General features: G+C 38.5%; 16 protein-coding genes. 7 read left to right on the top strand and 9 right to left on the bottom strand.

The window, feature by feature from the left end:
• Positions 1 to 96: 96 nt before the first annotated feature.
• Entirely contained in the window at positions 97 to 939 is an 843-nt protein-coding gene (locus CEQ21_RS21305; RefSeq protein ID WP_185766235.1) for a sugar phosphate isomerase/epimerase family protein, read from the top strand.
• Positions 940 to 994: 55 nt separating this feature from the next.
• Positions 995 to 1,759 (top strand): IclR family transcriptional regulator, encoded by a 765-nt coding sequence (locus CEQ21_RS21300; RefSeq protein ID WP_185766234.1) that lies wholly within the window; start codon positions 995 to 997, stop codon positions 1,757 to 1,759.
• Between the two features lie 64 nt (positions 1,760 to 1,823).
• On the opposite strand, the gene uxaC is transcribed toward CEQ21_RS21300, so the two are convergent.
• From uxaC to CEQ21_RS21270, 6 genes are all read right to left on the bottom strand, one after another.
• Complete coding sequence (uxaC, locus tag CEQ21_RS21295; protein WP_185766233.1) at positions 1,824 to 3,236, bottom strand: glucuronate isomerase; 1,413 nt, start codon at positions 3,234 to 3,236, stop codon at positions 1,824 to 1,826.
• Between the two features lie 8 nt (positions 3,237 to 3,244).
• Positions 3,245 to 4,378, bottom strand: coding sequence for a glycoside hydrolase family 88/105 protein (locus CEQ21_RS21290; RefSeq protein ID WP_185766232.1), 1,134 nt, complete (start codon positions 4,376 to 4,378; stop codon positions 3,245 to 3,247).
• Between the two features lie 123 nt (positions 4,379 to 4,501).
• Complete coding sequence (locus CEQ21_RS21285) at positions 4,502 to 6,001, bottom strand: MFS transporter (RefSeq protein WP_185766231.1); 1,500 nt, start codon at positions 5,999 to 6,001, stop codon at positions 4,502 to 4,504.
• Between the two features lie 173 nt (positions 6,002 to 6,174).
• The gene (locus tag CEQ21_RS21280) at positions 6,175 to 7,665 is read right to left on the bottom strand and encodes a UxaA family hydrolase (protein ID WP_185766230.1); all 1,491 of its coding nucleotides are present in this window, start codon (positions 7,663 to 7,665) and stop codon (positions 6,175 to 6,177) included.
• Positions 7,666 to 7,733: 68 nt separating this feature from the next.
• Positions 7,734 to 9,176: a tagaturonate reductase gene (locus CEQ21_RS21275; protein WP_185767369.1), complete on the bottom strand. Its 1,443-nt coding sequence runs from the start codon at positions 9,174 to 9,176 to the stop codon at positions 7,734 to 7,736.
• Positions 9,177 to 9,363: 187 nt separating this feature from the next.
• Complete coding sequence (locus tag CEQ21_RS21270; RefSeq protein ID WP_185766229.1) at positions 9,364 to 10,365, bottom strand: LacI family DNA-binding transcriptional regulator; 1,002 nt, start codon at positions 10,363 to 10,365, stop codon at positions 9,364 to 9,366.
• Between the two features lie 202 nt (positions 10,366 to 10,567).
• On the opposite strand from CEQ21_RS21270, the gene CEQ21_RS21265 reads away from it, so the two are divergent.
• Positions 10,568 to 11,878: a prolyl oligopeptidase family serine peptidase gene (locus CEQ21_RS21265; protein WP_185766228.1), complete on the top strand. Its 1,311-nt coding sequence runs from the start codon at positions 10,568 to 10,570 to the stop codon at positions 11,876 to 11,878.
• A 45-nt stretch (positions 11,879 to 11,923) separates the two neighbouring features.
• Here the strand turns inward: CEQ21_RS21265 and CEQ21_RS21260 are convergent, their stop codons facing one another.
• A complete protein-coding gene (locus CEQ21_RS21260; protein ID WP_185766227.1) occupies positions 11,924 to 12,211 on the bottom strand; it encodes a hypothetical protein in 288 nt (95 codons plus the stop codon).
• Between the two features lie 342 nt (positions 12,212 to 12,553).
• Between CEQ21_RS21260 and CEQ21_RS21255 the strand changes: the two genes are divergently transcribed.
• The 4 genes from CEQ21_RS21255 to CEQ21_RS27300 all read left to right on the top strand — a co-directional run bounded on the left by CEQ21_RS21255 (position 12,554) and on the right by CEQ21_RS27300 (position 14,266).
• The gene (locus CEQ21_RS21255; protein ID WP_185766226.1) at positions 12,554 to 12,898 is read left to right on the top strand and encodes a hypothetical protein; all 345 of its coding nucleotides are present in this window, start codon (positions 12,554 to 12,556) and stop codon (positions 12,896 to 12,898) included.
• An 80-nt stretch (positions 12,899 to 12,978) separates the two neighbouring features.
• The gene (locus CEQ21_RS27425) at positions 12,979 to 13,515 is read left to right on the top strand and encodes an acetamidase/formamidase family protein (protein ID WP_328593490.1); all 537 of its coding nucleotides are present in this window, start codon (positions 12,979 to 12,981) and stop codon (positions 13,513 to 13,515) included.
• Positions 13,497 to 13,916: an acetamidase/formamidase family protein gene (locus CEQ21_RS27420; protein WP_328593509.1), complete on the top strand. Its 420-nt coding sequence runs from the start codon at positions 13,497 to 13,499 to the stop codon at positions 13,914 to 13,916. Before CEQ21_RS27425 ends, CEQ21_RS27420 begins: the two co-directional genes overlap by 19 nt.
• Positions 13,917 to 14,137: 221 nt before the next feature.
• The gene (locus tag CEQ21_RS27300) at positions 14,138 to 14,266 is read left to right on the top strand and encodes a hypothetical protein (RefSeq protein WP_268878998.1); all 129 of its coding nucleotides are present in this window, start codon (positions 14,138 to 14,140) and stop codon (positions 14,264 to 14,266) included.
• 11 nt (positions 14,267 to 14,277) lie between these two features.
• Here the strand turns inward: CEQ21_RS27300 and CEQ21_RS21245 are convergent, their stop codons facing one another.
• Together CEQ21_RS21245 and CEQ21_RS21240 are read right to left on the bottom strand one after the other, a co-directional pair.
• Positions 14,278 to 14,595: a CHY zinc finger protein gene (locus tag CEQ21_RS21245; protein WP_185766225.1), complete on the bottom strand. Its 318-nt coding sequence runs from the start codon at positions 14,593 to 14,595 to the stop codon at positions 14,278 to 14,280.
• Between the two features lie 243 nt (positions 14,596 to 14,838).
• The gene (locus tag CEQ21_RS21240; RefSeq protein ID WP_235907298.1) at positions 14,839 to 15,429 is read right to left on the bottom strand and encodes a restriction endonuclease; all 591 of its coding nucleotides are present in this window, start codon (positions 15,427 to 15,429) and stop codon (positions 14,839 to 14,841) included.
• Positions 15,430 to 15,439 lie beyond the last annotated feature (10 nt).

The following is a 15,439-nucleotide window of genomic DNA, read 5'->3' as shown; positions in this document are numbered from 1 at the left end:
ACAAGTTCATTATAGCTTCTATTGAAAACGAATTCAAGAAAAAACAAATTTTTGCTAAGTAAAATTAATTTAGCCATTTAAGGGAGGAAAAGGAAAATGATTAATTTAGGTATAAGACCGCATGATTTAACTAGCCACTCACTAGAGGAATTGGCAAATGAAGCTGCCAATAAAGGATTTTCTGCTGTCCAATTAGCACTCGCAAAATCATTCCCTGCTATGAGTATACGAAACGGCAGCCTTTCAACAGGACTCGCCTCACTCGTTAGTGGAGCTTTCAATCAAGCTGGCATACAAATTGCGGTGCTTGGCTGCTATATTAATATGATTCATCCTAATCCTGAAATTCAGCAGCAAGAATTAGCAAGATTTAAAGAGCATGTAAGATATGCACGCGATTTCCATTGTAGTATTGTCGGGACTGAAACTGGCAACATCCGTGAAGTGATGGAATACACGGAGGAGAACTTCACCGAAGAAGCGTTCCGAAAGGTTTTAGTCAGTGTTAAAGAGCTTGTTGCTGAAGCTGAAAAGTTCGGTGTTACAGTCGGAATTGAAGGTGGCATTAACCACCCTATCCATACACCCTTTCATATGAAGAGATTACTGGATAATATTAATTCTAATAACCTGCAAGTTATCTATGATCCTGTTAACTTCATCACACTTGATAACTATCAGGACCAAGAAAAACTCTTTCAGGAATCTGCCGAGCTGTTTGGCAACAGAATTGCCATTGTCCACTTAAAAGATTTTATGATTGAAGACAACAAAATAATGACGGTTCCTGTAGGAAAAGGACAGCTTGACTATGAAAAGCTGTTTGCATGCTTCAAGAAAAAGAAACCTTTTATGTACTATTTGATGGAATCGACCACAGACCCTCATATAAAGGAAAGTGCGGATTTCATAAGAAACGTGTACAATAGTATCAACTAAAGCTGATGGGAGGGAGTGAATTTTTCCCTTTCAGCATGAAAAAGGAAGGAAGACAATGGAAAAACAACTTTATGGAACTGTTTTGCTGAAAGCAGACAGAATATTAGCCTATTTGGCAGACTGCCAAGAGCCGCAAGCATTGTACACAATCGCGAAAGAAACAGAATTAACGAATTCTACCGCGTTAAAGATACTGGAAACACTTAATTACATTGGCTACGTTCAAAAAGACACAGAATTAAAAAAATTCTCGCTTGGTCCGACAATAATTAAATATGCCAATAGAGCCATTCAGCATCTTGATATAAAAGAGATTGCCCAGCCTCATCTGGAAGCATTACAAGCAGAAACAGGCGAAACCGTTCACCTTGGCATCCAGGATAAAACAAATATCGTGTATATTGCCAAAATAGAAAGTAAAAACCCGATTTGTCTTTATTCAAAAGTAGGCAAAAGCATTCCGATTTATTGTTCTGCAATGGGAAAAGCGGTCCTTGCTGAACGAGGCGATGACGAAGTCGAATCATACCTCGATAATAATGAATTGGTTAAAATGACAGAAAACACTATTACAACAAAAGCCGGCTTTCGCAAGGAAATTGCCAGCATCAGAAGCCTTGGTTATGCCAGTGACAATTGTGAACATGAAGAGGAAGTATTTTGTATCGGTGCCTCCATATCAATCAATGAAAAAAACTATGGTGCCATTAGTGTCAGTACACCAAAATACAGAGTATCCGAGGAGTTTGAGCAAAAGGTGATTAAAGCTGTTCAAAGCTGCCAAGCAAAGATAAAAAAAGATATTATTGCTTCCTTATAAGGAAGCAATACAAAAAACGAAAGCTCTTGCTGCTATTAGCAAGAGCTTTCGTTTCCTATTGCCGCTATTTTCTCTCGCCTAGCCTAAAGTATTCGAATGCATTGTTATAAGAAATATCTTGCACTATTTTTCCGAGCAGCTTAATATCATTAGGTGCTTCCCCTGCTTCCACCCATGTGCCGATAAGATTACATAAAATACGCCTGAAATATTCGTGTCTTGGGTAGGACAGGAAGGAGCGGGAATCTGTCAGCATACCGACGAATGTGCTAAGCAGCCCAAAATTAGAAAGGGAGCTAAGCTGTTTCTCCATACCGTCCTTCTGATCATTAAACCACCAGGCAGTTCCAAACTGAACCTTCCCTTTGATTCCTTCCTTCTGAAAAGAACCTGCCAATGTTGCCAGCACATCATTATGTACTGCATTTAAATTATAAAAAATTGTTCTTGGAAGCATATCCTCATATTCCAGCACATTCATAAACAAGGCAAGCTTCTCTCCATAGTTCCAGTCACCAATAAAGTCAAAGCCAGAATCTGATCCGAGTTTTTGCTGCATTTTTGTATTAGGATCTCTTGCCGCACCTATATGGAGCTGCATTGTCCAGCCTAGCTCTGCATATTTCCTTCCAAGTAAAAGCAGCAGCTCTGTCTGATATTGCTCCACTTCATGGTCTGACAGCATAATATTTGCAAGTCTTTTTGTAAATATGGCAGACAGCTCTTTGTCTGTTGCTCTTGCAAAGGGAATGCTTGTAAAGGCATGATCAGAAATAAAGCAGCCGTTTGCATGAAAATAATCCATCCGCTTCATTATTGCATCGACTAGCAGCGGAAAGCTGTCAACCGAAAAGCCCACTGCTTTCCCTAAATGCTGCATATAGTCGAGGAAGTCTTCTTTGTCGATTTTTAACAACCGATCCGGCCTAAACGTTGGGGTAACAGATGTAGAAAAAGAACTGCCAGCAATAGCTTGATGATGTTGCAATGCATCTGTTGGGTCATCTGTTGTACAAATCCACTCTACATTTGAATCCGTTATGAGCTTTTTAACATGGAAGCCTTCGCTTTTGAGTTGACTGTTACAAGCATCATAAATGTCCAGCCAATTGTCACTTGAAAGCTGTTGTTCCACACCAAAGTATTTTTTCAGTTCCATCGCAGACCAATGGAGCAGCGGATTACCAATTGTATATGGAAGTGTCTTCGCCCATGCTTGGAACTTTTCTTCATCTGTGCTATTTCCTGTTATCAATTCTTCTTTTATTCCGAAAGTACGCATTGCCCGCCATTTGTAATGGTCACCACCAAGCCAAATTTCTGTTATACTCTCAAAGCCTTTATCTTCAGCGATTGCTTGCGGGTCCAAATGGCAGTGATAATCTATAATGGGAAGATTGCTTGCATAGTCATGATAAAGCAGTTTAGCAGTTTCATTGTTTAACAGAAACGTTTCTTCATCCATAAATCGCTTCATGTTTTTCCCTACCTTCTTCCTTTATTAAGCCCTTCCATTTCTGCACTTGCCAAAATAAATGGTCCAAAGCCCTTATGGTCATTTGTTACAATTGGCTCACTGATATAATAAGAGAAGGAGCCATCCCGCTTATTTGCACCGCCAAGTCCGCCGACATAGCAGATTTTATTAACATTGATATAGCCTTCCTTTGTCTCTGTAATGAATTCATCAAGGACGCCTTCGTATATTTTTTCAGCAATCTCATACCATTCTTCGTCTAAATAGCCTTTGCGCACGCCTTTGGCAATGGCATAGAGAAACATGCAGCTACAGGAAGATTCAAGATAATTTCCTTTTCTCGTACCTTGGTCAAGAATTTGATACCATAGTGCCGTCTCTTTATCCTGGAATTTCATAACTGCATCAAGAACATCCTTTAGCATAACAATTAATCTTTGTTTCTGGTCGTTTCCATCCAAATAGTCGAGAACATCAACAAGTGCCATCGCAAACCAACCAACGGAGCGTCCCCAAAAATGCTGGGAAAGTCCTGTTTCCTTGTCAGCCCATGGCTGCTCTCTCGTTTCATCATAGGCATGATGTAATAAACCCGTTTTATCATCCCTAGTATTCTTTTCACACAGCAGAAATTGATTGATTACGTCATCCCAATTCTCCTCTTCGCTAAAGGTATGGATGTACTTACCGTAAAACACAGACCCCATATACAAACCGTCAAGCCATACTTGGTATGGATAAATTTGTTTATGCCAAAACGATCCTTCCTTTGTGCGAGGGTGACGTCGCAGCTGTTCCCTCAACAGATCAGCAGCCTTTTTATATCTTTCATCCTTTGTTTCGTTATACAGGTCAATTAAAATTTTGCCGTTATTCACATGATCAATATTAAATTCCTGGAGGCTATACTTCGGGATATTGCCAACTCCGTCAACGAATAAATCTAGATTTTGTTTAATATAGTCCAAATACTCCCTGTCACCAGACTGCTTCCATAATAGGTACATACCTTCAAGCACAACGCCATCCTCATATTCCCATCTCATCCTCGGATTGATATTCGGCTTTCGCTCCATCAGACTTTTGGCAGCTTTTGCTCCCCAGTTGTTATACGTCTGCTTCTTGTCAAACACTTTTTCCAATTTTATCACCTCGAAAGATTATTTATACATCGATTAAAATGTTCACGTTAACATTTATATTAATAAGTGTAAGGGTTTACAACCAGTTTTTCAAGAATAAACTCACTATTCCTTTAATTTTAGCTAAACTGTTTTGCGCGCTTGGTATCCGAGCGTATTATTGCCAAAACACTCTTCATACTTAAAGCCTGTAAGATATTCCACAACTTCCTTCGTTTCCTTGTCAACTTCCAGTTTCGAGCCACCATTGTTAATACGTTCAATTTCTTTAATTATCATCGCATGTGTTTTGCTGTCGAGCTTCATCTTATAGGTTACAAAGATAGCAATTAACGCCAAACCAATTACGCCGACTGCTAAAACCCAGACTATTGCATTTACAGCCGATTCAGGCTGAACTGCTTTACCAGACACAAAACCGAACTGTTCTAAAATCCACCCTATCAGGAAAACGATAACTGCACGTACAAGCTTTCCTGCAAACGTCATTGTTCCGGCATAAATTCCTTCTCGTCTTCTCCCTGTAACAAGCTCATCTACATCTGCGAGGAAGGTATAAACTGTCCATGGAATATAGTAAACCCCGCCTGTTCCAAATCCAAATATAGCGGTTATGACGATTATTAATATCATTAAATTGGATGATCCAGTGAAATATAATGCTGCATAGCCAATGACCGTCATGATAACAACCGTTAATGCCATTCTGTAAGGCTTGGCAAATCCAAACTTTAAGCATATTCCAATAAAGATGGCAGTGGAAATCAATTGGAGAATGGAATTCATGCTGTTGAGATTTGATACGACTTCTGAGCTGTGACCTAAACCAAAAATAATAAAATAGGTGAACATGGAAGCGAACAGCCACTCAGCTCCAAATCCAAACAAGTACATGCCTAAATGATGACGAAATGTTCTTATTTTGAATGTAGACAGCATATCAACCACAAGCTTTTTCAAGGATTCAAAAAGATTGCCTCCGCTTTCCTCATTCTTAATACTTTCAATCGGTCTTTCCCATGAGAAGAGATATAGCGCTATCATGGCTAGCATCATGATGACTCCATACACTATTCCTGTGTACAGAAATGGTGTGGCAACATCTTGTCCGTATTCAGCAATAAATCGGCCAGGAATAAATGCAGCCAAGAATCCTGCAATTTTACCAAAAATAGCCTTGTATCCTGTCAGCTTTGTCCGCATACTGAAACTGTCTGTCATCTCGGTCGCTATCGTTTCATAAGGAACCATGATTCCAGTATAAATCAGTTCAAATAAAATATAGGTTGATAGATAATACCAGTAACCAGGTCCTTCAACCCAAATCATTGGATAGACAAGCATAAGGGGGATACCGAGTAAAATAAAAAATCTTCTCCTGCCAAATTTTCTGCCTAATTTTGTTTTGTGGAAGTTATCTGTAATAAATCCCATAATAGGGTTGCTTATCGCATCCACAATACTTGCAATCGAAAAGATAGAAGCAGCTTGAACAGCAGACAACCCACAAAAGGTTGTTAAAAAGTACATCAGCCAGGCGCCGCTGATCGCTAATGCCCCACTTCCTAATAAATTGCCGCTTCCATATGCAAGTTGATGTGTCAAACCTATTTTTCTAGCCATAATTCCCTCTCTCCTAACATGAACTAAAGATTCTTTCTTCTTATTGGATGTTACACTTTATGTTAACGTTAACAATAAAACCATTATAGTAGATTGCTCAGGATTGAGCAATCGTTTTCAAATTATTGTCACAAAATATTTTAAAGGGTGTGAACATACTCACACCCTCCTGCCTATAGGGTAACACCATCTTTAAAGATAGCAATCTCTCTAAACTCATTCTTCTCATGATTAACAAGCTGACCGCTCGCAACAGTAATGATGTAATGAATAAATTCTTGCAAGACAGCTTCTTCCTCTACATTCTCAAGAAGGCTGCCTGCATTGAAATCAATCCAGTGGGATTTTTCTTGATAGAGCGGTGTGTTGGTTGATACTTTAATTGTTGGCACAAAGCTGCCAAACGGAGTGCCTCTTCCTGTTGTAAATAAAACAAGCTGGCAGCCTGCAGCGCCTAATGCAGATGTTGCCACAAGATCGTTGCCTGGTGCACTTAAAAGATTCAAGCCACCTTTGGCGAGTTTTTCCCCATATTTCAAGACATCCACAACAGCAGCACTGCCTGCTTTTTGTGTGCAGCCAAGTGACTTATCTTCAAGTGTAGTTATTCCGCCAAGCTTGTTACCAGGAGAAGGGTTCTCATAAACAGGCTGGTTATAGCGCAGGAAGTATTCTTTAAAGTCGTTGATTAATGCTACTGTCTTATGAAATACCTCTTCTGTTTCTGCACGCTCCATTAAAATTTTTTCTGCGCCAAACATTTCAGGTACTTCTGTCAACACAGTCGTCCCGCCCTGTGCAATCAGAAAATCGGAAAAACGTCCTAACAGAGGGTTCGCTGTTATGCCCGAAAATCCGTCCGAACCTCCGCACTTCAACCCAACCTTTAACTCAGATAAAGGAACGTCCTCTCGCACATCATTTTTTGCATTTGTATAAATTTCTTTCAAGAGCATAACTCCTGCATCTATTTCATTAGACACTGACTGGGAGGATAGAAACTTCACCCTGCTTTCATCAATACTTCCGAGTGATTCCTTAAAGTCTTCAATTATATTATTCTCACAGCCTAAGCCTAACACTAATACTCCGCCCGCATTCGGATGTGTTGCCGCATTTCCAAGGATTGTTTTTGTATACTCATGATCGTCACCTAATTGGGAGCAGCCATAGTTATGCTTAATAACTTGAATGTTTTCAAATGGTGCAATATCTTCGACCTCACGAATAAATTCCTTCACGATTAAATCAGCTATCCCGTTCACACAGCCGACTGTTGGTACGATAAATAATTCATTTCGAATGCCGACATTGCCATTTTTTCTTCTGTATCCTTTGAATGTGCGTTTCTCGTTTTTAGCAGGGATATAACTTACTTGCGGTAAATAACTGTATTCCTCGATTCCAGAAAGATTTGTTTTCGTATTTTGTGTATGCACCCAAGCACCAGCTTGTAAATCTGTTGTCGCATGTCCGATAGGAAATCCATACTTAATAATATCGCTGTTTTTCAAAATCGCTGTAGTGGCGATTTTATGGCCTCTCGCAATATCCTCCTTCAATTCAAGCTCCTTATCCTCAACCAAAAGCTTCGTACCTGCTTGCAAATTCTTTAAAGCGACAATTACATTGTCCTTTTGGTTAATCTTTATAAATTCACGCATGGTAATCCCTCCATTAAACTTCTATTCTTTTGAATATAAACATACCGAACTTAACATAAGACAAATAGTTAGTTGCGAGCATTTTCCAAGCATGCTTGAAGTGCATTTCTCATGCCTGAATGCTCCATTCTCATTAAATGATTGGTAATTGTATCAGCAAGGCCTGCTACCCCGCCTAAATCCTGGTCCCATAACAGTTTCTCCTGCAATACGTTCAGTACAAAAGCTTGCATAGAAGCCAGAGACCCATCCACCGTGCTCCATTGCTTATGAAAGAAGGAAAGAATAGAATCATCATCACGCAGTATTATTTGTTCATCACCTCGTTTACCTTTATAAAAGAAAAGCAGCGCACTTAAGGAAAATACTAGCTTCTGCGGAAGCTCTGCTTTTCTGTCAACAAACTCCAGCAATGTCGGCAAATCCCTTGTTTTGAATTTTGAGATGGAATTTAAAGAAATATCCATAACATAATGGGTAATGTACGGATTTAAGAACCGGTCAATAATTTCATCTGCATATACTGTCAGTTCTGCTTTTGGAAGGTCAAGTATTGGAATAATTTCGTTTGTAATCAACTCTCTTACGAATTCGCCAATTTGCCCATCTAGCATTGCTTCACCAACTGTCTCCTTATTGCATAAATAAGAAATTGGCGTCATTGCTGTATGTGCTCCATTCAAGATTCTGACCTTTCTCGTCCGATATGGGGTCATATCATCCACAATTAGTGTATTAAGCCCGGCTTCTTCGACAGGAAGCTCTGCTTTCAGCCAAGCTGGTCCTTCGATAACCCATAAATGGTATTGCTCACCAACAACAACAAGGCGATCTTCGTACCCTAACTCTTCTGTTATTTCGCTAATGGAATCCTTTGGAAAGCCAGGAACAATTCTGTCCACCAAGCTTGAACAGAAAACATTGTTTTCTTCCAGCCAGTTTGTAAATCCCTTCTCTAAATTCCATAAGGAGGAAAATTGCAGGACGATTTTTTTCAGCTCCTCTCCATTTTGGTCAATCAGCTCACACGGAATAATAACAAGGCCCTTCTCCTTGCTGCCATTAAAAAACTGATAGCGATGATAAAGAAAGGCTGTCAGCTTGCCTGGAAAACTGCTTGGCGGGGAATCTGTCAATTTATCATCTGGTGCAAAAGCAATTCCTGCCTCAGTCGTGTTGGATACGATAAAACGAAGCTCAGGATTTTCTGCAAGCTTTACATATTCTCCATACTCTGTATACGGATTAATTCCTCTGGAAACCGCCTCAATCACAGTATGCTCCCTGATAGCGCTACCATTTTTTAGACCTTGAAGAAACAGCGTATAAAGCCCATTTTGATCATTCAGCATGCCAACATTTCCGTTTGCACGTGGCTGAACAATCGCTACACTGCTGCTGAAGCCAGCCCTTTTATTCATTCTGTCAACTTGCCAGTCGACAAAGCCTCGCAAAAAGTTTCCTTCACCAAACTGGACAATTCTTTCTGGATAAGTATTTCTGTTTTCCATCCAACTGCTTTTTATGGTTTTAGTCAAAGTGAAACGCCTCCTAAAATTTTATGCACACGTTAACATTTTGGTGTGAACAAAACAAAACATCTACACCATTAATATACCGTTCTATTTCCATTCTATCAACCTTTTCCTTTAAAAATATGAGCATAATCATCCGATTATGCTCACGTTAACATTTAATTTATGGTTGTGAAATAACCGAATCACGAATAATTAGTTCTGTTTTTACAAATACACTTTCACCTGTCTCATTAGAATCATTTATCAGCTCTAACAGCTTTTTTGCGCCTTTTTGGCTGATTTGTTCAATTGGTCTTTGCACAGTTGTAAGTTTCGGCATAACATACTGGCTAAAAGCACTGTTGTCAAAACCGACAATGGAGATGTCGTTAGGTACATGCAAACCGCTTGCGAAAATCGCATTGATTGCGCCGATTGCCATATCATCATTAGAGCAAAATACAGCACTTGGACGGTTGTTCAAAGCTAATAGCTGCTCCATTGCTTTATAGCCGCTTTCCATGTCATAGCTGCCCTTCACAATATAGCGTTTGTTTATCGCTAAATTATTTTGCATTAATGCTTGCATATAGCCATTTTTTCTTTTTAATGCTGTTTTAAAGCTTTCTTTTCCTTCAATAATAGCAATTCTTTGATGACCCTGACTAACCAAATAATTAGTTGCCTCCATCGCACCAGCTTCATCATTTGAAAGGATGTTTGTGATGGACGGATCATCTATTTCCCGATTGAGTACAACTATCGGGATGTTTTGCTGCTTCACATGCTCGATAAAAGCATCATCCTCATCGCTTTGACTCATCAAAACGATTCCATCAAACCTTTGTCCATTGATGGCAGCAAATTCCTTAAAATCGTCAATGCCTCTGACGAATAAATTGTAATTCTCATCTATTTCCCCATTTACTCCTTTGATGACATTCGCAAGGAAAGTAGAGGAAGTTCCGTTTGAAATGCTTGTAAAAAACAAGCCAATCGTATAAGACTTTTTCAAGACAAGACTTTTGGCACTATAATTTGGCACATAATGCAGCTGTTCAGCCAGCTCCAGTATTTTCTTTTTTGTATCTGGCCGAATTAGAGGGCTTCCATTAAGAGCCCTTGAAACGGTTGTATGGGAAACATTAGCTAATTTGGCAATATCCTTAATTGTTACACCCACTGGTATCACTCACTTTTCATATTCTACCTATTAGTTTACTTGAATATTTCAACAGTGGTCAAGGTTTGAATCCTGCTGATTATTTTAGGATATTACTGTATTAAACAACTAAAATAGGCATTTTTTCCCTTATATGTACCTTTATAACATGATAGCATTGTATATGTAAGCGCTTAAAAAACAAGGAGAGAGGAGTTAAAGAATGAATAAGTACATAAAATCAGCATTATTGATTGTTTTAGGCTTCGTCTTGATTTTCTCTTACAGCACAGGCGTTAGCGCAGCAAAAAATCATAAGGACAAAACATCTTATCAAACAGTTACAGAAGTGAAGGATTGGGGAACGGTTGTTACAAAACTGATTGTCAATATTGACAAAAATATTACAAAAGACAGCGTCACTAAGGATACGTTTCAAGTATATGTTAAAAGAACAGACAGCAGGCTTGCTAACCCATTGCTTGAGGAAGGCTATAATAATGTGACGAATGCATATGTTGCCGATAAAAATGGCAAGGCTGTTAAATCTGGTAAGTATGTAGTATTAGAACTGGAGAATAGCCCAACTTTAACTATCAGTGCTGCTTTAAATTATGACTTTGTAACAGGATTCAATAATTGGGTAGATTTTGACTATACCATTAAACAAGTAAAAGACATTAAATCAAAGTCAACTAAGCTAACAGGTTTAATCATTACAAAGAACAATGGTTCGCAAAATGGACTTGTTGGCGAATTTTCTTTAGGTAAGCATTCAGCTGGAGGAACTACATTATCCTATGCTGATTTCGAGCCAGCAAAGGACAAGAAAAAGAATCCGCTGATTATTTGGCTGCATGGCGGTGGTGAAGGCGGAACAGATGCAACTATTCCAATTGCTGCAAATAAAGCAGTGAATTTCGCTTCTGAAGATATCCAATCTATTTTTAACGGTGCGTATGTATTAGCTCCCCAAGCTCCAACGTATTGGATGGATGGTCTAACAGGGAGAGCTGATGGAACTTCTAAATATTCAGATGCTTTAATGTCACTTATTGAAAAATACGTGAATAGCAACCGTGATATTGATAAAAACCGTATTTACATCGGCGGTGCATCAAATGGCGGTTATATGACACTATTAATGACACGTGACCATCCTGATTACTTCGCAGGTGCCTTCCCTGTTTGTGAAGGGTTAAATGATAAATATATTTCCGAGAAGGATATTAAACAGCTTGCGAAAACTCCAACATGGTTTGTGACAGCAAAAAATGATACAACATTACTTCCAGAGTTAAACACATTGCCAACATACGAGCGTCTCATTGCTGCAAAAGCCAACGATGTTCACTTAACATTATATAATGACGTTCACGATACATCAGGGTTATACAAAAATGCGGACGGAAGTACTTATCAATACGATGGTCACTGGTCATGGATATATGTATTCAACAATGATCCTGTATCGAAAATAAACGGAAAAAATACGACTATAATGGAATGGCTTGCTTCAAGAACATTACATTAAAAAACAACAAAAGCGGCTGACTGTCAGCCGCTTTTGTCTATGTTACTACGAAATAACCTTATATTTTCTATCAACCTTAAATGCTAGTATGCGTAAAAACTCAGAGACTGTCATCCCTTCTACTTGCCGGGAATACCATGATAATTTCACACCCATATCTTCACCATCATGCAGGACGCCAAGTGGTTTATACCCTTTTTTTCCTGTTGTATCACTGTAATCAAACTCAATAATCAGTTCTTTCCCGTCTGGTGTCTCTAATTTCACTTTATATCGTGGATGGGTATACTCTGGCTTATACTTTACACCTTTGATTTTTGCTTTAGTTTTCATATAGTCTCCTTTATGAAAAAAATTTTTTCCATTCCCCCTACGATGTTAGGAATGACTGCCAACCTTCAAAAGAATAAGCTCTGGACGAAGCATTCAAACTTTCGTTTAATCACATACGCAATAGAGTAGATTCTTAAGAAAATAATCATCTGGTGTCACAGAGCCAAAGAAAATAGTTGAATAAATGACAAAAATAATTCTCATTTAAGCCATACCATTTATATATATGGTGTAACTTCAATTATATACCTGCTTTTTCCATCATGATTTGAATTTAATTCTCATATTTTTTAACATAAAAATGATATAATCATACATAGTTTATTTTTATTGGAGGAAAAAATGATAAATGCAATTGGTATAGCAGACTTTAACTTTAAGCCGACACAAACTTCCAACTATAAGCTGCATGTGTCGAAAAAAATAAATGGTATAAAAAACAAGTTCGCAGATAACTATGAAGTAGTCTCTGTTTCTGAACCCTTTGATATAGATGGTGATATTCATGTTCGCGTTTCCTGCTCCTTTAATATCCATCTCCCTGAAATAGCTTACTGCCGTTCTATAGATGACTATGTTGGTCATGTATTTCCAACATTAAAACAGCGGTTAAGCTCCAAGTTAATTTCAACAAAGGTACATTCTCTGACAAGAATTCTCACACCTGATGAAAAGAAATATTACTGACACGCCCTTTTTCATGTATTTGAAAAAGGGTTTTTTCGTTTGCACATCGAAATAAACAAAAATAATAAAGGAGTGATTAAATGATGAAGCATGTATTAACATTAAAACAAGAAAATCTTCATGGCTCGTTCAGCAGAGACTACCTTCCTGTTTTAACGGTTGAATCTGGAGACTCGATTGCAATGAAAACATTAGATATTGAGTGGGGTTATTCTTCAGCAGAAGCAGAAGTGTTTGAAAAATTCACCTCCAATCAATCCGAACAAAAGCTTGGTCATCCCATGATTGGACCAATTGCTGTAAAAGATGCCATGCCAGGAATGGTGCTGGAAATTAAAATAAATGATATTGTGCCAGGCTGGTATGGAAGGAATTGGAGCGGCGGTTTGCCAAACTGGCAGAACATGGCGCTTGGCATTTCCGAGGAAGAAAAAATTCAGCTAGACTGGAAACTCGATTCCAATCAAATGACAGGATCGACTATTATTGGTGATAGAACTTTTTCTGTGTCCCTAAAACCTTTTATGGGAGTAATGGGAGTAGCTCCAGAGGAGTCTGGGTCCACCCTACCCCACCTCCACGTTATTGTGGTGGGAATATTGATTGTAAAGAATTAGTTAAAGGCAGCAGTTTGTTTTTACCAATATCTGTAGAAGGTGCGTTATTTTCCATTGGTGACGGCCATGCCCTTCAAGGAGACGGTGAGATTTCCGGGACAGCAATTGAATGTGCAATGGAGCTTGTAGACATTACATTAATTGCCCGCAGCGATATGCAATTGCGAGCCCCACTTGCCAAAACACCATCTGGATGGATTACATTCGGCTTTCACGAGGACTTAAATATTGCAGCAAAGGATGCCTTAAATGAAATGATCACACTAATGGCACAGAACTATAATATAAGCAGAACAGAAGCAACTGCCCTATCAAGTACAGTGGTTGACCTAAGAATAACCCAAGTTGTTAATGGCGTTAAAGGTGTGCATGCAGTATTACCCTTTGGAGCTTTGAGATAGGGACAAATAAAGTGGAACAAAACTAAAATAACCTTTCTAAACACGAATTAATAGATAATTTTATCTAACTTTTAGTGTTTCAGAGTTACGAAGTTAGATAAGTTATTTTTTTATTTTGTTCCCACCAACTTTTCCAATTATGAAACTTTTGGAGACTCCCTTCGTATTACTTATATAAATACCGGAATTAACTTCAATAAATATGAAGGGCAGGATCAAATATGAAACTGAAAAAGAAGAAGGAAAAAAAGGACCGTTCCGAGTTAGCTGAACTAGCCATTGAACTAGTAGAGCCACTCTACCTGCTAACACGCTTACTAATTAGAGCAATAACTAAGCTGTTAAACTAATTGCTAATCTGTTACTTCGTGGCAAAATACAGATGATGATGCAAGGAGCATTTGTCATTATATTTCGCTCCACAATTAGAACAAGACGTCATGTCTATATAAGCAGCAATGGAATGCTCCGTTTTACACACTCCGCATAAAATCGCTTTTTCGCCAAATTTCTGGGATGGCCATACTTTAATCTGATGATCTGAAGCCTCTTCATGGCATTTATAGCAAGGATAATAGGTATTACAGCAATAAAATTTAATAGCAATAACATCAATATTACTATGATAATGCTTACACCTTGTCTCGCCATCTATTGTAAATCCAAGTACCTTCATCATTTATGATTCCCTCTCCTTGCAAAAACTATTAATCTAAATTGCTCATTTTTCCATTATACAATGGAGCATGTAACAGTACCATCAATAATAACAGCTAATTTTAAAAACAGTCTGTACGTTCATTTACAATTGGCGGTTATTCCAAGCACATTGCGAGAGACATATACGGTTTTCTTCACATTTAGCAGAATTCAGGTAACTATAAAAAAAGAAACTCCTTTCCCAAAAGGAATTTCCATTTTTTTACGTTAACTGCGGCAGAATCTTTTGTATTTCCTTTTCTGCTATTCCAAGACTGGCAAGCCATAAATCGGTTAAGCCAACACCATCAATTAACTCGATATTCAGCCCTTTTGCATAATAAATAGCATCCTCCGAAAACATGCCTGCTGTTACGACATATCCTCCAGCTGCACGTTTTTTTACAATATTTGAATGAACAAGGGCAATTTGTTCAAAACCAATTTCATTCTCGCTCCTAACGATTTGCCCTAAAAACAAACCTTCCTTCGTTTGGTGTTCCAAATTGATTCCCAACCTATCTGCATCTGCCAGCACCCATGCCGTTCCTCCCCTAGTTTTCTCAAGCAAGCTTGCTATAAAGGCTTCTAATGTAACATCATCCTTTAACAAAAGGGAATGTTTTTCCACTTGCTTTCCTGCGGGAAGAAAGCGGAGATATAAGCCAAGTGCAAGGGTTTTTTTCATGTCCTGACTTGTATGTAGATGCTGCATAATTAACCTGCCTTTATATTCATCCTGCTTTTTTGTCCAGAAAAAATGGATGAAGGCAAGCACAATAAGAATACCTGCTATTAATTCCAAAAAAAGCAAAGCTGTCCCC

It is taken from the genome of Niallia circulans, assembly GCF_007273535.1.
GTDB classification, from domain to species: Bacteria; Bacillota; Bacilli; order Bacillales; family Cytobacillaceae; genus Niallia; species Niallia circulans_B.
Note: the sequence above shows the minus strand (reverse complement) of the source record. Positions and strands in the feature narration are given on the sequence as shown.